The 20,648-nt window shown below is 65.4% G+C and carries 15 protein-coding genes and 1 tRNA gene; 14 read left to right on the top strand and 2 right to left on the bottom strand.

From position 1 onward, the window contains the following. Positions 1-27: 27 nt before the first annotated feature. The 13 genes from AC07NK_RS00710 (at position 28) to AC07NK_RS00650 (ending at position 18,176) form a co-directional block, all read left to right on the top strand. The gene (locus AC07NK_RS00710) at positions 28-1,368 is read left to right on the top strand and encodes a hypothetical protein (RefSeq protein WP_495168651.1); all 1,341 of its coding nucleotides are present in this window, start codon (positions 28-30) and stop codon (positions 1,366-1,368) included. Positions 1,369-1,444: 76 nt separating this feature from the next. Further along, positions 1,445-2,761 (top strand): O-antigen ligase family protein, encoded by a 1,317-nt coding sequence (locus tag AC07NK_RS00705; protein WP_495168650.1) that lies wholly within the window; start codon positions 1,445-1,447, stop codon positions 2,759-2,761. A 69-nt stretch (positions 2,762-2,830) separates the two neighbouring features. Beyond that, the gene (locus tag AC07NK_RS00700; protein WP_495168649.1) at positions 2,831-3,517 is read left to right on the top strand and encodes a polysaccharide biosynthesis/export family protein; all 687 of its coding nucleotides are present in this window, start codon (positions 2,831-2,833) and stop codon (positions 3,515-3,517) included. A gap of 14 nt (positions 3,518-3,531) precedes the next feature. After that, positions 3,532-5,730 (top strand): GumC family protein, encoded by a 2,199-nt coding sequence (locus AC07NK_RS00695; protein ID WP_495168648.1) that lies wholly within the window; start codon positions 3,532-3,534, stop codon positions 5,728-5,730. Positions 5,731-5,810: 80 nt separating this feature from the next. Further along, positions 5,811-6,962 (top strand): tetratricopeptide repeat protein, encoded by a 1,152-nt coding sequence (locus tag AC07NK_RS00690; RefSeq protein WP_495168647.1) that lies wholly within the window; start codon positions 5,811-5,813, stop codon positions 6,960-6,962. Between the two features lie 23 nt (positions 6,963-6,985). Continuing rightward, entirely contained in the window at positions 6,986-7,366 is a 381-nt protein-coding gene (locus tag AC07NK_RS00685) for a hypothetical protein (protein WP_495168646.1), read from the top strand. A gap of 255 nt (positions 7,367-7,621) precedes the next feature. Beyond that, a complete protein-coding gene (locus tag AC07NK_RS00680; protein WP_495168645.1) occupies positions 7,622-8,233 on the top strand; it encodes a TetR/AcrR family transcriptional regulator in 612 nt (203 codons plus the stop codon). A 336-nt stretch (positions 8,234-8,569) separates the two neighbouring features. After that, positions 8,570-8,968: a hypothetical protein gene (locus tag AC07NK_RS00675; protein ID WP_495168644.1), complete on the top strand. Its 399-nt coding sequence runs from the start codon at positions 8,570-8,572 to the stop codon at positions 8,966-8,968. After that, positions 8,965-10,236, top strand: a complete 1,272-nt coding sequence (locus AC07NK_RS00670; RefSeq protein WP_495168643.1) for an efflux RND transporter periplasmic adaptor subunit — start codon at positions 8,965-8,967, stop codon at positions 10,234-10,236. Before AC07NK_RS00675 ends, AC07NK_RS00670 begins: the two co-directional genes overlap by 4 nt. Positions 10,237-10,309: 73 nt before the next feature. Continuing rightward, entirely contained in the window at positions 10,310-13,483 is a 3,174-nt protein-coding gene (locus tag AC07NK_RS00665) for an efflux RND transporter permease subunit (protein WP_495168642.1), read from the top strand. A 25-nt stretch (positions 13,484-13,508) separates the two neighbouring features. After that, positions 13,509-14,924, top strand: coding sequence for an efflux transporter outer membrane subunit (locus tag AC07NK_RS00660; RefSeq protein ID WP_495168641.1), 1,416 nt, complete (start codon positions 13,509-13,511; stop codon positions 14,922-14,924). A gap of 124 nt (positions 14,925-15,048) precedes the next feature. Further along, entirely contained in the window at positions 15,049-17,499 is a 2,451-nt protein-coding gene (locus AC07NK_RS00655; RefSeq protein WP_495168640.1) for a glycoside hydrolase family 3 protein, read from the top strand. Positions 17,500-17,570: 71 nt separating this feature from the next. Beyond that, positions 17,571-18,176: an aspartyl/asparaginyl beta-hydroxylase domain-containing protein gene (locus AC07NK_RS00650; RefSeq protein ID WP_495168639.1), complete on the top strand. Its 606-nt coding sequence runs from the start codon at positions 17,571-17,573 to the stop codon at positions 18,174-18,176. Positions 18,177-18,245: 69 nt separating this feature from the next. Here AC07NK_RS00650 and AC07NK_RS00645 read toward each other — a convergent pair. After that, positions 18,246-18,320 (bottom strand) — tRNA-Thr (locus AC07NK_RS00645). 91 nt (positions 18,321-18,411) lie between these two features. Between AC07NK_RS00645 and AC07NK_RS00640 the strand changes: the two genes are divergently transcribed. Then, on the top strand, positions 18,412-18,543 hold the full coding sequence (locus AC07NK_RS00640) for a hypothetical protein (protein ID WP_495168638.1): 132 nt from the start codon (positions 18,412-18,414) through the stop codon (positions 18,541-18,543). Positions 18,544-18,669: 126 nt separating this feature from the next. On the opposite strand, the gene AC07NK_RS00635 is transcribed toward AC07NK_RS00640, so the two are convergent. Further along, positions 18,670-20,472 (bottom strand): aminopeptidase P family protein, encoded by a 1,803-nt coding sequence (locus tag AC07NK_RS00635; protein ID WP_495168637.1) that lies wholly within the window; start codon positions 20,470-20,472, stop codon positions 18,670-18,672. Positions 20,473-20,648: the final 176 nt, after the last annotated feature.

Genomic DNA, 20,648 nt, shown 5'->3' with positions numbered 1-20,648 from the left:
GGGGATGATTTCTATAGGGAAAATCACATGAGCGTCCTCCTCCTGGAACTTAATGAGGTCAACTTTGAACAGGTGCTGCGCTATGCCGAGGCTGGCAAGCTGCAGAACCTGGCGGGTCTCGTGCGGCGTCACGGCCTGTCCACAACGACCTCGGAACAGCGGTATGACGAACTCGAGCCGTGGATCCAGTGGGTCACCGCACACACCGGTCTTCTGCTCGAGAGCCACGGCGTCTATCGTCTGGGCGACATCAAAGATCGGCCGCTGGACCAAATATGGGAGGTGCTTGAACGCCAGGGCGTGACGGTTGGAGCGATCAGTCCAATGAACGCTAGCAACCGATGCAGCGAACCTGCATTCTTTATGCCCGATCCATGGACGAGCACGCCCATCACCGGCGATGCACTGGCCAGCTTGTATCGCCCCGTCGCCGCGGCAGTGAACGGCAACGCCGATGCCAAGATGACGACGTCCATGCTCGCTCAGCTCGCAGCGGGGCTGGTGCGCTACGCTCGTCCGGGAAGCTACACGGGCTATGCCTCCGACCTGGTAGGGGCTGCGCGTCGCAGGCCGTGGCGCAAGGCGATGTTGCTCGATCGCCTGCTCACCGACGTCTTCGTAAAGGAAGTTCGCGCCGCGCGGCCCGGCTTCGCGTCGTTGTTCCTGAATGCTGCTGCTCATATCCAGCATCACTATCTGTTTAATTCGTCGGTTTATGACGGAGTCCAACGGAACCCCGACTGGTACGTACGTGCCGACGCCGACCCGGTGCTGGAAGTGTACGAGCTATACGATCGCAGCGTCGCTGCCGTCATGGCAGCCTTTCCGTCCTATCGGATTATGATTGCGACCGGCCTGCACCAGGATCCCCACGATAGCCTAACCTTATACTGGCGCCTGCGTGAGCATGCCGATTTCCTCCAGCGCAACGGTGTGCCGTTCGCTCGGGTGGAACCGCGGATGTCGCGCGACTTCGTCGTTTTCTGTCACAATGCAGATGAGGCAGAGGCGGCTTGTCGCCGCTTGACCGCTTTGCAAGGACCGGGCGGCCTGCCGCTGTTCGAGGTCCACAATCGCGGAGACAGTCTGTTTGTCGAACTGATCTGGTCGCAGGATATTGGGCCGGACTTCGTATATTATCTGGATAGCAAGCCGATTACCGGGCTGCGCGACGACGTTGCGTTCGTTGCCGTCAAGAACGGGCAGCATAATGGCATCGGTTATTTCATTGATACGGGCCTGACGCCTAAATCTGTCTCACAATTCTCGCTGGCCCAATTGCCCGAACGCATCGCTGATGCCTGCGGTGTCGAATGGACGCCGGCAGCAGCTGCACCCCTAAAATCTGCAACAGCGCTTTACGCCTAACGGTTGCTCTAGGATCGTTCGTATCATGCCAGCGTCGCGTCCTTCGGCCCGGATATCCCGTCCGAGCCTGTCATTCATGCTGCTGGTGGCGTTTCTGGCGCTTCTATTGCTGGCCGGTGGAGCATCGCGTCCCGATGTTCTGGGTCAGGCCATCGTGCGCGGTGGGGCCTGGACTGCGCTGTTAATCTGCGCGCTGTTCACCCGGCACGACGCCGCAGTGGCGATGTCGGCACCGGGCCGCATCCTGCTCGCCGCTCTGGCGCTTGCGCTGCTTCAGTTGATCCCCTTGCCGCTCGATTGGTGGCGGGCTTTTGCTGCTCGGGGCGAGCTTGCTGAAATATCGGGTCTGGTAGACGCGCCGTTGTGGCAACCATGGGCTACGAGTCCAGGCGCGGCAATCAACGCGGCTGCTTCGCTCATTATTCCGATAGCCGTTCTGCTCCTGATGGCGAGAATGCGCGATGAAGAGGGTCGATGGCTTCCAACGATCCTTATTGTCCTGTCTGGCCTTTCGCTGCTGGCGGGGCTTCTCCAGTTTTCTGGTGCGGGCCTTGGCAATCCTTTTGTGAACGATACGCCAGGAGAGGTTGGCGGATTTTTTGCCAACCGGAATCACTTTGCGTTGTTCCTGGCGATCACCTGCGTGACAGCGCCGGTCTGGGCATTTTCCCATCCGAAATGGTCCCGCCGACTAGCGCCGATCGCACTGGGCATCGTTGCCCTTTCGGCCCTCACTATCTTGGCGACAGGCTCCCGAGCGGGACTTCTGTTGGGGGGTGGCGCACTCGTCTTGGCCTTGCTGCTGGCCGGACGCGATCTGCGGCGGGTTTTGCGGGGGCGTTCACGCTGGATGTTTCCTGCCGTGATCGGCGGGGTCGTGGCAGTCGTGGCGACCTTCCTGTTATTCAGCGTAGCTGCGGATCGTGCGGTATCAGTCGAGCGTCTGTTGGCAACAGAGGTTGGGCAGGACATGCGTAGCAGGGGGTTGCCAATCGTATTAAATGCGATCGCCACCTATTTCCCCATGGGTTTTGGCCTGGGCGGGTTCGATTCGGTGTTTCGTTTGCATGAACCGTTCGCGCTACTGAAGCCGACATACTTCAATCATGCGCATAATGATTTCCTTGAAGTGGTGCTTGATGCTGGCGTGGCTGGCTTGGCGCTCTTGGCTGTCGGGTTGTCCTGGTGGGTTTGGGCGAGTGTGCAAGCGTGGCGATACGGCGATCGCCTGGCACGACTTGGCTCCGTCATCCTGCTGCTCGTAATCGTCGCAAGCCTGTCTGATTATCCGGCCCGCACACCCTTGATCATGGCGATCAGCACGATTGCTGCCGTGTGGCTGAGCAATCGCCAGAAGCGCGGTGATGGCTTAGCTTTACCGCGCGCGGCGTAGCATCTATAGCCGGTCCGCCCCTCTCTCCGGAAGCTTCTCGAGCGCATGCGAAAGTTTTGTACTGCCCTTTTGATTGTCGTTTCACTGGCTGCGTGCGCGCGTCGGGAGCCGATCGTATCGACTGATCGACTAACCGTTGTAGATAATACGGCGACGCTGCCTGCACCAACCCGGCAGGATCTGACGGCAGCCGATCGACCGGCGCTGATCGGGCCGCTGGACACGATCCAGGTTGATGTCTTTAACGTCGCCGATCTCAGCCGCGAGATGCAAGTCGATGCCAGTGGTCGCATCGCAATGCCGCTGGTCGGCACGGTCGACGCGCGCGGCAAGACCGCGCAGGAACTGGCCGCAACCGTCGAGGCGGCGCTGCGGGGGCGCTATGTCCGCAATCCCGAAGTTACCGTCAATATCAAGAGTTCGGTCAGCCAGGTGGTGACAATCGACGGGCAGGTCGTCGAACCGGGGCTGTATCCGGTCACGAACCAGATGACGCTGCTGCGCGCCATCGCTTCGGCCAAGGGCATGAACGAGTTCGCCCGCACAGAGGAGGTGGTGATCTTGCGCACCGTGGAAGGTCGCAAGATGGCGGGCCTCTATGACATCGAAGCAATCCGTCGCGGGGCTTATGATGACCCGCCGATCTACGCTAACGATGTGATCGTGGTCGGGGATTCGCCGCAGCGGCGCTTGTTCCGCGATTTCGTTTCGGTGGCACCGCTTCTCGCCGCGCCGCTCATTGCCGTCCTACAGTAAGGCTTCGAACCTCCATGAATCTCGTCTCGTCGAACTTGAGCGATCATGCTGCGTTCGGATCGCCGCAACCTGCGGCCGATCAGCCGCCGATCATTCGTCAATATCTTCGCATCGCGCTGCGCTGGCGATGGGTGATCTTAGGTGCGATTGTCGCGTGTGTATTGCTTGGGCTGGTCGCTACCTTGCTAATGACGCCCAAATATACCGCGACGACCACAGTCGAGATTGCACGCGAGGCGAACAAGGTTGCCGATATCCAGGGCGTCGAGCGCGAAGCGACAGCGTTCGATCAAGAGTTCTACCAGACTCAATATGGGTTGTTGAAATCGCGTGCCCTGTCGGAGCGCGTTGCTACACAATTACGTCTCGTGGATGATCCTAAATTCTATGAATTGTTTAAAGTGGCGAGCGAAAATCCTGCGTTCGCCCTTGTCAACGGTCGCTACCCAGCATCCGGTCGACTTGAGCGTCAGCGGGTCGCAGGAGAAATCTTGCGGCAGAACGTATCCGTAAATCCAACCCGTCTGTCGCGCCTGGTCGACGTAAGTTTCACTAGCTCTGATGCCGGTTTCTCAGCTCGCGTTGCCAATGCGTGGGCCGAGAGTTTCATCCAGACCAACCTCGAAAGAAAAATTCAGGCGACATCCTACGGTCGAAATTTGCTCGAGCGCCAGTTGACGCTCCAGAAAGAGCGACTCGACAATAGCCAGCGGCAGCTGGTCGCCTATGCCTCGGCACAGCAGATTATTAATCTGCCGGCGCTGGGAACTGGAACAAACGGCGCGACGACCGTTGAGCGCTCGATCGTTGCCGATGATCTTGCCGCCCTCAACGCCTCGCTCGCACAGGCGACGGCCGAGCGTATCCAAGCTGAGGCACGTGCGCAGCAGGGCGGGCGCGGCGGTGCATCGACCGAGGCGTTGCGCAATCAGGCGATCAACAACCTGCGTCAGCGTCGCGCCGAGCTTGCGGCGGAATATCAGCGGCTGATGGTCCAGTTTGAGCCAGGCTATCCCGTCGCACAGTCGGTCCAGAAGCAGATTGATCAGCTTGATCAATCGATTGCCCGTGAAGAGGGGCGTGTTTCCGGATCGGTCCAGGCCGACTATCGCGAAGCCGTACAGCGCGAAAATGCGCTGCAAGCGCGAGTCAACCAGCTAAAGGCAAGCTATCTCGACAACCGGCGGCGGAGCATCCAGTACAATATCTATCAGCAGGAAGTGGATACCAACCGCGCCCTGTATGATGGCCTGCTCCAGCGCTATAAGGAAGTCGGCGTCGCCGGCGGCGTTGGCGTCAACAACATTTCGGTTGTGGATGCGGCTGATGTGCCTAAGCGCCCGTCAAGCCCGCGCTTGCTGATCAATCTGCTCGTTTCTCTCCTTGCAGGCGTCGGACTTGGCGCGCTCGCTGCTTTTGCGCTCGAACAGATGGATGAGGCGATCGCCGATCCGGCAGAAGTAGAGCGCCGGCTCGGCCTGCCGCTGCTGGGGTCGGTGCCCAAGGTTGCAGACGGCGTCACGCCGCGCGACGAATTGCTGGATCGAAAGTCGGCCCTGGTCGACGCGTATCTTGCGATCAACACCAACCTCGGCTTCACCACCGAGCATGGGGTGCCTCGGTCGCTGTCGGTCACCTCGACGCGCCCTGCAGAGGGCAAGTCGACGACCGCACTGGCACTCGCAACAATGCTGGCGCGTGCCGGCAAGCGCACCATCCTGGTCGATGGCGACATGCGTTCGCCCTCGGTCCATCATCTGGGCGGTGTCGATCACGACAAGGGGTTAAGCAACTTCCTGGCTGGTGACGACAATATCGACGCGCTGACTTTCTCGATGGCCGATCTTGGCTTCGTGGCGATGTCGGCGGGGCCGATCCCGCCCAATGCGGCGGAGTTGCTGACGGGCAATCGCCTGGGCGTCCTGCTCGAGCGGCTGCTCGAACGCTACGACCATGTCGTAATCGACAGCCCGCCAGTCATGGGTCTCGCCGATGCGCCACTGATCGCAAGCCGGGTCGAAGGCGTCGTCTATGCGGTGGAATCGCACGGCATTCGCTCGAGTTTGGTCAAGACCGCCCTCGCCCGCCTTGCTGCAGCCAATGCGCGTATCTTCGGTGGCGTGCTCACCAAGTTCCAGGCGCGCAAAGCGCATTATGGCTATGGCTATGAATATGGCTACGGCTATGGTCGCGGCAAGGACGCAAAGGCGTAAGCGGTCGGTCGATGTCTGTCCGCCGAGATCTAGCGCGCCGCTCGCCAAAGGAATGGGCGGCGCGCCTTGCCCTGGCCACGGTGGCCGTGGTGCTTGGCTATTACAGCGTGACGTTTTCCATCTCGCAAGTGGTGGTAAAGCGCGATCCGGCGATGGCCTATCGGCTTGCACCTTATGACGGGCGGATCACCGCTGCCTATGCGACGTCGCTAGCCGGGCTCGAAGCCACACCGCAGGACCGGGCCCGTGCCGATGTCCTTGCCAAGCATGCGTTGCAACAGGATCCGACAGCGGTCGCCGCGGCGGCGACGTTGGGCATAAATGCCGACGTTCGCGGCGATAAGGCGGCGGCGCGCCACTATTTCGGCTACGCCCAAAAGCTGTCACGGCGTGACCTGCGCACGCAGCTCTTCATGATCGAAGATGCGGTCCAGCGGGAGGATATCCCAAGCGCACTGCGCCAGTACGACATGACGCTCCGGGTTTTTCCGAACCTGGGTGAAATGCTCTATCCGGTGCTGGCGTCGGCGAGCGCCGATCCGGAGATCCGGCGCGAGCTGGTCAAGACGCTGGCGGGCAAGCCTATGTGGGGCGAGAGTTTCATCGGGTTCGCCGCCGACAAAGGACCCGATCCGAAGTCGACCGCCGCCCTGTTCCTCAATTTACGCCGTGCAGGCGTTGCGGTTCCCGAAATGGCCCGGGCCAGAGCAGTGGATGCGTTGATCGCGAGAGGCCAGACGGAAGCCGCTTGGTCCTATTATGCAGCGATCCGTCCTGGTGCCGACCGCCGCCGGTCGCGCGATCCGCGTTTTACCGCCATTCTCGAAACTCCATCGCAACTCGACTGGACGCCGATCAACGATGGATCGGGGCTGACGACCAGCATTCAGGGCGGCATCTTCGATTTCGCCGCCGCGGCCAGCGTCGGCGGACGGATGCTTCAGCAACTCCAACTGCTTCCGCCCGGCAGCTATCGCCTGAGCGGCCACACGATCGGGATCGAGCAGCCGGCGGGTGCGCTCCCCTATTGGACACTGCGCTGCCAGGACGGACGTGAGCTTGGGCGGGTCGAAGTGCCGAATTCGGGTGTCGCGAACGGCAATTTCACTGGTACGTTCAGCGTGCCGGCAGGATGCCCGGTACAGGCGCTAGTCTTGATGGCGCGATCGTCGGATGCGATTGCAGGCCAGTCCGGCCAGATCGATCGGGCCGCCTTGATGCCAGCGTCGTAACGGAGATGGGCATGCGTTTTCGGATGCTGATCGGCCTGAGCTTAGGGTTGGCAACATCGCCGGTGATTGCGCAGGTGCGCTCGTCTGGCGTGACATCGGCGGCTGGCAGTCAGAACGACGAACAGCCCATAGTCCAGCAACGGCAGCAGACTCCGCTTGAAACAAACCCGACCGGTCGCACTGCGCAATCCGCTGCCGGTCAAGTCGGGCAACGCCAGACGCGCGACAGCGCTGCGCAGCAAGCGGGTGTCAAGCCGATGGCGCGGATCGCGAACCGGATCCAGAACCGCGTGCAGAACCGCATCCGCAACCGCATCGACCGCAATTATGATCCGCAGGCCAACGCGACCGATCCATTCGTCGTTGCCGAGGATCGGGCACGGACGAGCGGTCGTCCTCGCTGATCGACACGATCGGGGAAAGGATCCCGCGAGCGCTCGGCTGACCTTCTCGATCTTGCCACCGGGCGGCTAATTAGAGCCGTCTAGCTTAGCCAGTTCACGAAATATCGCCTCTTGGCATTCCGAGCCAGCTTCGTCACCACGGCTCCGATCGGCAAAGTTCTGCGCCGCCTCGACCGAGCGCAGCCGCTGCCCGGCGAAATGGACCCGTCATGCGCGGTTGTGTTTCCGGTATCACTGAATTATATACCGCCCGATATGGAAAGCGTTGCTACCCTCCCCGCCAAGGGCCGACCGCGGGAATTCTGCGTTGATGCCGCGCTCGCCGCGGCGCTTCGCGTGTTCTGGAGCAAGGGCTATGAAGGCGCCTCGCTCAACGATCTGACCGAAGCGATGGGGATCACCCGCCCCAGCCTTTATGCCGCGTTCGGCAACAAGGAGGCGCTGTTTCGCAAGACGCTCGATCTCTACGAGGCCGAGAAGCTCTGTTACATCAGCGCCTCGCTCGAGCAGCCCAGTGCGCGCGGAGTCGCGCGGCACCTGCTCGAGGGCAGCATGAAGAACCAGACCAGCAAGAGCGAGCCGCATGGCTGCCTTGGCGTCATCAGTTCGGTCGCATGCGGCGAGGAAGCCGAATGCATCCGTCAGGAAGTGCTTGAGCGCGGCAAGGTCGCGCGGTGTGCTTTGGTCGCGCGGCTCGAGCGTGCACGGGACGAAGGTGATCTTCCCGGAACGGTCGATGTCGAGGGGCTGACCAGCTTTCTCTACGCGATCATTCAGGGGATGGCTGTGCAGGCGGGCGCGGGTGCGACCCGTGAAGATCTCGAGCGCCTGATCGATACGAGCATGGCGGTCTGGCCGTCCAAATAAACGCTTTACCCCGGTATCGTGAAATCTCTATCGGTCGGTACAGAAAGCAGTTGACGCAGCGCAGCACGATTTCTATACCGGGTGGTATAGAAGATGGGCGACCCTCCCCGGGGCGCCTCCAGCGTCGAAGGGGAAAACGATGCGGCGATGTACGATTTCCTGAGGACTGACTTCGGGCGCTGACGCCCGGTCCATCCGACATCCAGTTCCGGTGATTGCCCCGGCGAGCCTGTGCTTCGCCGCGTGGGGGCACGCGTTCCACCGGCCATCCTATTCAGAACACCGCGTTTCGACGGCTGATGCCGCTCGCCTTGCGCGCAGAGAGGAGACACGATCATGGCCTATCTCGCTTTCGCCGAAGCCGGCATCCCGCTTGCCGCCGCCGTTTCCCCGTCCCCCAAGCCCGTCGACCATGCTGCACGGGCGCAGTTTTCTGCGCTCGAATGGTCGGTGGTCGCACTTGCCGAGCGCGATCCGCTCTCCACCCTGCGGAACCCCAGCCGCATGGCGGTCGCGCTCGGCAATCTTTTCGGGGACACCCGTAATCCCAAGCTCGCCGACCCGAAGCTCGAGGCGCTCCGTCGCCTCGCGGTGCTGACCTGGCACCATGGCTATCGCGTCGCCGAATCCGCCGTGCGCGCCTTCGTCGCCGCCGGCTTCACCCTGCAACATTACGAGCTGCTCGCGGGCAGCATCGTCAGCGCGCGCGTCAAGCGCCGGAGCAATCAGCGATGAACATGATCACCCGAATCGAACCCGTCGAAGAAACCACGAAGCGCCGCTTCCGCGACCTGCCGCTGTGGCAGCGCGTGTCGGCGTTCGTCCTGCCCATCGCCGCGATCGGCGCGGGCGTCGGCCTCTTCAACCGTGAAGCGCCGGCGCTCGCCGCGCCACCGCCGCCCACCGTCACCGTCGCCACCCCGCTGGCGCGCGACCTGACCGAATGGGACGACCATGTCGGCCGGTTCGAGGCGTCGAAGAGCGTCGAGGTGCGTCCGCGCGTCTCGGGCGCGGTGACCGCGGTGCACTTCACCGACGGCGCGATCGTGCAGAAGGGGCAGCTGCTCTTCACGATCGATCCGCGTCCCTTCGCCGCCTCGCTCAATGAGGCGCGCGCCGGGGTCGCACAGGCGCAGAGCGACGTTGCGCTTGCCGACGCCGACCTTGCCCGCGCCAGCCGCCTCCTCGCCGAGGATGCGGTGTCGAAGAGCGACTATGACCGGCTCGCAGCCCGCGTCCGTGCGGCGCGCGCTTCGCTCGCCGCGGCGCAGGCCCGCGTCGGTGGCCGTGCGCTCGACGTGCAGTTCACGCAGGTCCGCGCGCCGATCACCGGCCGCATCTCGGACCGCCGCGTCGATGCCGGCAACCTCGTCTCCACCACCGATGCCGGCGGCGGCACGCTGCTGACCACGATCAACGCGCTCGACCCAATCTATTTCACCTTTGACAGCTCCGAGGCGCTCTACCTCAAGGCGCAGCGCGAGCGGTCGAAGGCAGGCGGTGTCGCGCAGCAGGTCGAGATCAAACTGCAGGACGAGAGTGGCTATAACTGGAAGGGCAGGGTGGACTTCACCGACAACGGGATCAGCGCCCAGTCGGGTACGATCCGCGCGCGTGCGGTGATCGATAACCCCGAATACTTCCTCGCCCCCGGCATGTTCGGCAATATGCGCCTGACCGGCGGATCGCCCGAGCGTGCGCTGCTGGTTCCCGATGCGGCGGTTCGCACCGATCAGGCGCGCAAGGTCGTCTTCGTTGTCGGCAAGGACGGCACGGTGGCGGCGAAGCAAGTGACGCCGGGTCCGCGCATCGGCAACCTGCGCACCATCCGCGCCGGCCTCGCGCCGACCGACAAGGTGGTGATCCAGGGGCTGCAGATGATCGCGCCGGGCGCCAAGGTGACCGAGCGTGCGGGCAAGATCGAACTGTCGCGCACCCCGGCTGCTCAGCCGCCCGCCGCGGTCAGCGAACCGGCCGCGTCACAGGCAACTATCGCGCGCTGACGCGCCGCACACCACCCGACTAAATCCACTCCGCCCGCAGCTTTGCGGGCGGAGCCAGCCAAGGCTTTGCCCGATGCGCTTCAGTCATTTCTTCATCCGCCGCCCGATCTTTGCGGGCGTGATCGCGATCCTCATCACGATCATCGGCGCCTTTGCCTATTTCGGGCTGCCGGTATCGCAATTCCCCGCCGTCGTTCCGCCGACGGTCACGGTCAGCGCCAATTATCCCGGCGCTTCGGCCGAAACCGTGGCCGACACCGTCGCCGCGCCGATGGAACAGCAGATCAACGGCGTCGACAACATGCTCTACCAGTCGTCGCAATCGACCGGTGACGGGCGGGTGACGATCACCGTCACCTTCAAGCTCGGCACCGACCTCGATACCGCGCAGGTGCTGGTGCAGAACCGCGTCGCGCTCGCCGAACCGAGCCTGCCCGAGGAAGTCCGGCGGCAGGGCGTGGTGGTGCGCAAGACGTCGCCATCCTGGCTGATGGCGGTCAACGTGCTGTCGCCCGACAACTCGCTCGATCGTGGCTATGTCTCCAACTATGCGCTGACCCAGATCAAGGACCGGCTGACCCGCGTCGACGGCATCGGCGACGTTCAGGTGTTCGGCGCGCGCGACTATGCGATGCGCGTGTGGATCGACCCGGGCCGCGCCTCGGCGCTCGGCCTCACCGCGGGTGAGGTGGTCGCGGCGCTGCGTGCGCAGAACGTTCAGGTCGCGGCCGGCACGGTCGGCCAGCCGCCGTTCGATACCGGCGCCTCGCAGCAGCTCAGCGTCGAGACGCAGGGCCGCTTCAAGACCGCCGACGAGTTCGCCGACCTGATCGTCCGCACCGATGCCTCGGGCGCGATCACGCGCGTCCGCGACGTCGCCCGCGTCGAACTGGGTGCCGAGGATTATGGCGTGAACGCCTATCTCTCGGGCCAGGACTCGATCATCATGGGCATCACCCAGCGGCCGGGCACCAACGCGCTCGCCGCGGCGGAAGGCGTCAAGGCGCAGCTTGCCGAAGCGTCGAAGAGCTTCCCCAAGGGGCTTGAATACCGGATCATCTGGAACCCGACCGAGTTCATCAGCGAATCGATGGACGCGGTGGTCAAGACGCTGTTCGAGGCGGTGCTGCTCGTCGTCCTCGTCATCCTCGTCTTCCTGCAGAGCTGGCGCGCCGCGGTCATCCCGATCGTCGCCATTCCCGTCTCGCTGATCGGCACCTTCGCGGTGCTGGCATCGCTCGGATACTCGCTCAATACCTTGTCGATGTTCGGGCTGGTGCTCGCGATCGGCATCGTCGTCGACGACGCGATCGTCGTGGTCGAGAATGTCGAGCGCAACCTCGAACACGGCATGACCCCGCGCGAAGCCTCGCACAAGTCGATGGACGAAGTGTCGGCGGCGCTGGTCGCGATCGTGCTGGTGCTGTGCGCCGTGTTCGTCCCGACCACCTTCCTCACCGGCATCACCGGCGAGTTCTACCGCCAGTTCGCGGTGACCATCTCGGCCGCCACGATCATCTCGCTGATCCTCTCGCTCACGCTCTCGCCTGCACTCGCCGCGCTGCTGCTCCGCCCCAAGGCGGAAGAGGCACCGGCCAGCGGCTGGCGGCGTGCGGTGTGGCGTGCGGGCAACTGGTTCAACCGCAACTTCGATCGCCTCGGTGACTGGTATGCCCGCATCACCCAGCGCTTCGCCACGGCGCCCAAGCGGATGTTCCTTGTCTATGCCGGCCTCGTCCTCGCGACCGGCGCGATCTTCACCTCGACCCCGGCCGGGTTCATCCCCGCGCAGGATCAGGGCTATGCGCTCGCCGCGATCCAGCTGCCCGCGGGCAGCTCGATCGAGGAGACCGACCGCGTGCTGAAGAAGGCGGTGAAGAAGCTGCTCGAGGTGCCCGGCACCGAGGCGGCGGTGATGTTCTCGGGCTTTGACGGCGCATCGGGCACTCAGGCGTCGAACGCCGCGGCGGCCTATGTCACCTTCAAGCCCTTCTCCGAGCGCGCCGGCACCGACCGGACCGAGCTCAACATCGAGAACGACATGCGTGCCGCACTGGCCGACATCAACGAGGCGATGACCTTCGTCATCCCGCCCCCCGTCATTCAGGGCGTCGGCAATGGCGGCGGCTATCGTATGATGGTGCAGGACCGCAGCGACGCCGGCTATCAGGCGCTCGAAGCGGCGGCCGGCGGCGTGATCGGTGAGGCGCACAAGAGCAAGGAGCTCGCCAACGTCTTCACGCTGTTCAACACCGCGACCCCGCGCATCTATGCGAACATCGACCGCGCCAAGTCCGACATGCTCGGCGTCCCCGCGAGCCGCGTGTTCGAGGCGATGCAGGTCTATCTCGGCTCGTCCTACGTCAACGACTTCAACCTGCTCGGCCGCACCTTCCGCGTGACCGCACAGGCGGATGCCCAATATCGTGACGACCCGGCCGATATCGCGCTGCTCAAGACCAAGTCCAATGCGGGCGGGATGGTGCCGATCGGCGCGGTCGCGACGTTCGAGGACCGCACCGGGCCGTACCGCGTCACCCGCTTCAACCTCTTCCCCGCGGTCGAGGTCGATGGCGACACCGCGCCCGGCTATTCCACCGGTCAGGCGCTCGCGAAGATGGAAGTGATCGCCAAGGATCTGCCGCAGGGCTTCACCGCGGAATGGACCGATCTCGCCTTCCAGCAGAAGGCGGCGGGCAACATCGCGGTGCTGATCTTCTCGCTGTCGGTGGTGTTCGTCTTCCTGGTGCTGGCGGCGCAGTTCGAAAGCCTGATGCTGCCGATCTCGATCATCCTGATCGTGCCGATGACGCTGCTGGCCGCAATGCTGGGCGTCAATTTCCGGGGGCTGGATAACAATATCCTGACGCAAATCGGCCTGATCGTGCTGATCGGCCTGGCCGCGAAGAACGCGATCCTGATCGTCGAATTCGCCAAGCAGGCCGAGGAACGCGGCGCCACCGCGCTCGAGGCGGCGGTCGAAGCGGCACGGGTCCGGCTCCGTCCGATCCTGATGACCAGCTTCGCCTTCATCCTCGGCGTGCTGCCGCTGGTCACGGCATCGGGTCCGGGCTGGGAGCTGCGTCAGGCGCTGGGCACCGCGGTGTTCTACGGCATGATCGGCGTCACCGCCTTCGGCCTGATCTTCACCCCGACCTTCTACGTCGCGTGCCGCGCGCTCGCCGACCGGATCAAGCGTCGTCCTCGCGGCGAAGCTCCGGTGGCCGAAGTGCAGCCCGCCGAGTGACCCTGAGAAAGAGAAGGAGCAAGCCATGCTTCGCAATCTGATGACTGCCGCTTCGGCGCTGGCGCTCGCCGCCTGCGCCACCGGCCCCGACTATGCCGCTCCCCAGACGCCGTCCGCGGCCGCGGGCAAGTTCGTCGCTGCGACCAGCGCTGCGGTCGATCCGCTCGCGCCGGTGCAGGGCGAATGGTGGAAGCTCTATGACGATCCGGTGCTCGACCAGCTGATCGCCGATGCGCAGGCCGCCAACACCGATATCCGCGTTGCGGTCGCCCGGCTCGACAAGGCGCGTGCGATGCTGCGTGAGGTGAAGACCGACCGGCTGCCGGATGTCGGCGTCAGTGCGGGGGCGGACTATGGCCGCTCGCCCGCCGGGCAGCGTGCGCCGGGTGCGCGGCGTGAGGACTGGTCGATCGATGCCGGTCTCAACGTCGCGTACGAGGTCGATTTGTTCGGCCGCGTCTCGCGCGGTGTGGAAGCGGCGCGCGGCGATCTCGGCGCGGCGGAGGCCGATGTCGAAGCGGTGCGCGTCGCGATCACCGCGGAGACCGCGCGCGCCTATGCCGATGCCGCGGCCACGGCGGAGCGGATCGCTGTGGCCGAGCGGATCGTCGCGCTGCTCGACCGTTCGCTGGGATTGACCGAGCGGCGGCATCAGGTCGGGCTGACCACCAGCCTCGACACCGCGCGGATCGCGACGCTGCGCAACCAGCGCCGCGCCGACATCCCTGCGCTCGCCGCCGAGCGTGATGCAGCCTTGTTCCGGCTCGCCACGTTGACCGGTCGCGCGCCTGCAGACCTGCCGCAGATCGCGGCGCAGCGGGTCGCGACGCTGCGGCTCGACCAGCCGATCCCGGTGGGCGACGGTGCGCAGCTGCTCGCGCGCCGCCCTGACGTCCGCGCCGCCGAACGCCGGCTTGCGTCCGCTACCGCGCGGATCGGGGTGGCAACCGCCGACCTCTATCCGCGCGTGACGCTTGGCGGGTCGATCGGCTCGACCGGCCCCGATATCGGCGATGTGTTCGGCGGCGGACCGCTGCGCTGGCTGCTCGGTTCGCTGATCAGCTGGTCGTTCACCGATCACGCGCGCGCGCGTGCACAGGTCGCGGGTGCGGAAGCTGATAGCCGCGCCGCGCTCGCGGAGTTCGACGGCACCGTGCTGCGCGCGCTGCAGGAGACCGAAACCGCGCTGTCGGCCTATGCCCGCACGCTCGACCGGCGCATCGCGCTTCAGGCGGCGCGCGACGCGGCGGAGAAGGCGGCGCGGATCGTCCGCGCCCAGCAGCGCGAGGGGCAGGTCGATGGCCTCGTCCTGCTCGACGCCGAGCGCAGCTTCGCCGAGGCGGAGGCCGAGCTGGCGGCAATCGATGCCGGAATCGCGACGACGCAGATCAACTTGTTCAAGGCGCTGGCAGGCGGTTGGGGCGCGCGATCGACCAGCTGACTATTCGCGCAAAGCGGTAACAAAGAGGTCATGACCATTGTAGCGCATAGCACAGTGGACATGGCCTCTTCGCGCGATATGCTGCCTCCGAATTTCCGGATCATCCGAAAACAGGGAGAGCGTCATGAAGGCAGGGCGGGGGCTATGGTTGCTGTTGGCCGGGACAACGTTGTCCGCGACGTCTGTTGCGGCGCAGGACAGCCCGGCCTCGACCGCCAACCCTGCAAACTGGCCCGCGGCGAAGAGCGTCGGGCTGGTCGATCCCGCGACCGAGAAGAAGATCGACGCCCTGCTCGCCAAACTCTCGATCGAGCAGAAGGTCGGACAGCTGATTCAGGCCGATATCGGCGCGATCAAGCCCGAGGAGCTGCGTACCTATCCGATCGGCAGCGTTCTGGCCGGGGGCAGCTCGCCGCCGCTCAATGCGCCCGACCGGTCGGCGATCGGGCCCTGGCTCGCCACGGCGCAGGCGTTCCGCGCGGTCTCGCTCGAGAAGCGGCCGGGCTATGTGCCGATCCCCAATATCTTCGGCATCGACGCCGTCCACGGCAACAGCAACATCATCGGCGCGACGATCTTTCCGCATAACATCGGGCTTGGCGCGGCGAACGACCCCGTGCTGATCGGCAAGATCGGCCGCATCACCGCGGTCGAGACCGCGGCGGCGGGGATGGACTGGGCGTTCGGCCCGACGCTCGCCGTGCCGCAGGACGATCGCTGGGGCCGCGCCTATGAGGGGTATTCGGAGCGGCCCGACATCTCGAAGGCCTATGCCCGGGCGCTGATCGACGGGCTGCAGGGCGCGCGTGCCTCGGGCACGATCCAGCAGGGTCATGTCGCGGCATCGGCCAAGCATTTCCTGGGCGATGGCGGCACCACCGGCGGCGTCGATCAGGGCGATACGAAGGTCGACGAGAAGACGCTGATCGCGACACATGCACAGGGCTATGTCTCGGCGATCGATGCCGGGGTGATGACGGTGATGGCGTCGTTCAACAGCTGGAACGGCGAGAAGATGCACGGCAACCAGTCGATGCTGACCGATGTGCTCAAGGGCAAGATGGGCTTCGACGGCTTCGTCGTCAGCGACTGGAACGGGCACGTCCAGATCAAGGGCTGCACCGCCACCGATTGTGCGCGCGCGATCAATGCCGGCATCGACATGCTGATGGCGCCCGACACCTGGAAGGGGCTGTACGAAAGCACGCTCAAGCACGCGAAGAGCGGCGCGATCCCGATGGCGCGGATCGACGACGCGGTGCGCCGCATCCTGCGCGTCAAGTTCAGGCTGGGCTTGTTCGATGCCCCTCGTCCCTATGACGGCCGCGCCGCGCTGATGGGCGCGCCGGAGCATCGCGCGGTGGCGCGTGAGGCGGTGCGCAAGTCGCTGGTGCTGCTCAAGAATGAGGGGAGCGTGCTGCCGATCCGCGGCGGCGCGAAGGTGCTGGTGGCGGGTGCGGGTGCCAATGACATGACCCCGCAGACGGGCGGCTGGACGCTGAGCTGGCAGGGCGACGGCAATGTGCGCAGCGACTTCCCCAATGCCCAGACGATCTGGGAGGGGATCGACGAAGCGGTGCGCGCGCAGGGCGGCGCCGCGACGCTCAGCGCCGACGGCAGCTTCACCGCGAAACCCGATGTCGCGATCGTCGTGTTCGGCGAAGCGCCCTATGCCGAGATGCGCGGCGACATCAACACGCTCGAGTTCGAGCCGGGCGACAAGCAGGCGCTGGCCGTTCTCAGGAAACTCAAGGCCGCGGGCATCCCCACCGTCTCAGTGTTTCTGTCGGGCCGCCCGCTCTGGGTGAATCCCGAGCTCAACGCATCGGACGCGTTCGTTGCGGCGTGGCTGCCGGGCAGCGAGGGCGGCGGCATCGCGGACGTGCTGATCGGCGACAAGGCGGGCAAGCCGCGCCACGACTTCCACGGGCGGCTGAGCTTCTCCTGGCCGAAGACCGCAGGCCAGTTCGTGCTCAACCCCGGCCAGCCGGGCTATGACCCGCTGTTCGCTTACGGCTTTGGCCTCGACTATCGCACGCCGGGCAAGCCGCTCGGCACACTGAGCGAGGTGTCGGGCGTCGACGCCAGCCTGTCGAACCGGACGATCTTTTTCGCGCGCGGCTCGGTTCCGGCGCCCTATGCGATCGCATCCGCGCCGGGGATCGCCCGCAGCGCGGTCGATTCGGCGACGCAGCAGGAAGGCGCGATCCGCCTGACATGGAGCGCGCCCGCGGCATTCACGCTCGCCGGGCCGGAGGTCGACTGGTCGCGCGAGAGCAATGCCGATCTGTCGCTGCGCATCGTCTATCGTGTCGATACCGCGCCGACGGGGCCGGTCGAGATCGCGATCCCCGACAGCGCGACCGGCAAGGGGCTTGTCGCCACTGCGATGTTCAGCCGGCAGCCGGGCGTATGGCAGACCGCGACGCTGAGCCTCAAATGCTTCGCCAGGGTCAATCCGGACCTGCGCAAGGTCGCCGCGCCGTTGCGGATCACCGCCGCCGGTCCCTTCGCGCTCAGTATCTCCGACGCACGGATCGTGTCCGACCCGCACGAGAGCCGCTGCCCCGAATAGCTGCCGGGCGGCGATGCGCCTAGGCAGGACGCGGCGAGGGGGATAGGCTCGCGTTCGGAAGGGGGCAGGCGATGCAGGGTCAGGTGATGGTGCAGTCATCGTCCGGCTGGGACCTGCCCGATCGCGTGCGCCTGCCGCTCGCCTTCGACGTGGACCGGCTGCGTGCCGACCTTCAGGTGGTGGACCGCGACTGGATCGATCACCTCGTGCGCCAGAATTATGAAGGCAACTGGTCGGTCCTCCCGCTGCGGCACATGGCGGGCGCGACGCATCCGGTGATGATGATCTATGCCGATCCTACCGCGACCGAAGTCGTCGACGGCCCGCTGCTCGCGCAGACCCCCTGCTTCCGCGAGGTTCTCGCGCAGTTTCGGTGCCCGCTCCACGTCGTGCGGCTGATGCGGCTGACTCCCGGGTCTGTGATCAGGCCGCATCGCGACCATGACGTCGCCGCCGAAAGGGGCGTTGCGCGCATCCATATCCCGATCACGACCAATCCCGATGTCGAGTTCCTGCTCAACGGGACGCCACTGGCGATGGCGCCGGGTGAGGCCTGGTATCTGCGGCTGGCCGATGAGCATGCGGTGGCCAATCGCGGCACCACCGATCGCGTGCATCTGGTGATCGACTGCATCGTCGACGACTGGCTCGCCGCGATGCTGCGCGCCGCCGCCTGACGCACGGGCTGCGAGCCGCACCGCAGGGACCGGCCAGGCCGGTCCCGCGGTTTCATGCGGAAGGAAAAATGGTGCTGCCGGTGAGGATTGAACTCACGACCTCAGCCTTACCAAGGATGCGCTCTACCACTGAGCTACGGCAGCACTCGGCGGGCGGGGCCCGCGCGGGAGCGGCCCTTTTGCGCAGGGTCAGCCGCTTGTCAAGGCGAACACGCCGGGTTTATCGCATTGCGCCATGAACGATGCCGACAAGAAGGCCCGCCTCGCCGCAGCGCTCCGCGAGAATCTGCGCAAGCGCAAGGCACAGGCGCGGGGGGTGGGGGCGCAAGATCGCAATCTGTCGGAGGCGAAGCGGGACGAAGACTGATCCTTCTGCGTCACCCCGGACTTGTGCCGGGGTCCACGGTGCCGCACCCGTTGCCCTCGAGCCTCTTTCCCATAGCCCGCCGCCCGGTGGACCCCGGCATAAGGCCGGGGTGACGGCGGGTCGCGATTATCTGGCGGTGATCGGCCGGCACTTGGCCTCAAGCCACACCCGCTCCTCGGGCGAGAGCTGCGGTCCCAGCACTTCCAGCACTTTGGCATGGTACGCATCGAGCCAGCGGCGCTCGTCCTCGGTCAGCAGGCCCGGCTCGATCAGGCCGCGCTCGATCGGGGCGAAGGTCAGCGTCTCGAAGCCGAGCATCGGCGATTCGGCGCCGGGAATGTCCTTGTCGATCACCAGCACCAGATTCTCGATGCGGATGCCGAACTCGCCCGACTTGTAATAGCCCGGCTCGTTCGACAGGAACATGCCCGCGCGCAGCGGTTCGGCGGGACCGCCGCCCGGATAATTGGGCGCGGCGATGCGCTGCGGCCCTTCATGGACCGACAGATAGGCGCCGACGCCATGGCCGGTGCCATGACCATAGTCGCAGCCGACTTCCCACAGCGGCCGCCGTGCAAAGCTGTCGATCTGGCCGCCGGTGGTGCCCGCGGGGAAGATCGCGGTGGCGATCGCGATATGGCCCTTGAGCACGCGGGTGAAGCGGTCGCGCATTTCCAGCGTCGGCTCGCCGATCGGGAGCACGCGCGTCACGTCGGTGGTGCCGTCGGCATATTGCCCGCCCGAATCGACCAGATAGAGCTGGCCATTCTCGATCGGCAGGCTCGACTCCTCGGTCACCTTGTAGTGCGGGATCGCGCCATTGGGGCCGGTGCCCGAAATCGTGTCGAACGACAGGTCCTTGAGCAGCCCGGTCTCCTCGCGGAACGCCTGCAGGCGATTGGCGGCCGAAATCTCGGTTACGCCACCCTTGGGCATCTCGGCCTCGGCCCATTTGAGGAACCGGGCGAGCGCGGCGCCGTCGCGTGCCTGTGCCGCGCGGTGTCCCGAAATCTCGGCGTCGTTCTTGATCGCCTTGGCCAGCACCACCGGATCGCGCACCGCCAGAATCTTCGCGCCGCCGGCATCGAGCGCGTCGAAGATCGCCGCCACCGATCCCGCAGGATCGGCTGCGACGCGCTTGCCGGCGAACTGCGCCAGTGCCGGGGCAAAGGCGCTGCGGTCATGCACGCGCACCGCATTGCCCAGATGCTTGGCGACATCGTCGCCGACCTTGTCCTTCGCGACGAACAGGTCGGCGGTGCCGTCCGAATTGACGATCGCATAGGCGAGCGCGACCGGCGTGTGGCTGACATCGGTGCCGCGCACGTTGAACGCCCAGGCGATCGAATCGAGTGCGGAGAGCACCACGGCATCCGCCTTGCGCTCGCTCAGCCAGTCGGCGATCCCGGCGCGCTTGGCGGCGCTGGTTTGCCCCGCGGTGTCGTCGCCCTGCACGGAAAGCCGGGCGTCAGAGGGGAGGGGCCGGTCGTCCCACACCGCATCGATCGGGTTGCGCTCGACCGCGACCAGCTCGGCGCCCTTCTCGGCGAGCGCCTTGCGCGCTTCCTCGACCCAGCCGCGCGTGTGCAGCCAGGGATCATAGCCGATCCGCCCGCCCTGCGGCGCATGCTCGCCCAGCCAGCTGGCAATGCTCACCTGCGGCACGGGGACATAGTCCCAATGACTGCCGTCGACCTGCTGGCGCACCTGAAGCGTGTAGCGGCCGTCGGTGAAGATCGCCGCGGCCTCGGGCAGCACCACCGCGCTGCCCGCGCTGCCCTGAAACCCGGTCAGCCAGCCGAGGCGCTGCGCATAGCCGCCGACATATTCGCTCATATGCTCGTCGGTCAGCGGCACGACGAACCCGTCGAGCTGCTCGCGCTTGAGCTGCGCCCGCAATGCGTTCAGGCGATCGGCATAGGTGGACATTCTCGTGATCCTCAACAGCGCGTGGTCCGGCGGCTCCTTCCCCTATCTGGGTGCGGCAAGGCCGCCTGTGAAGCCGTCCGGGCAATGGCGAATGGCTAGGCCGATCGCGCGCCATTGGGAAGGGGGCGAAGGTGCGGGTTAACGCCGCTGCGGGCTGTGCCAGCATGGAACGCCGG

It is taken from the genome of Sphingomonas sp. GW821-FHT09B04, assembly GCF_059418285.1.
Note: the sequence above shows the minus strand (reverse complement) of the source record. Positions and strands in the feature narration are given on the sequence as shown.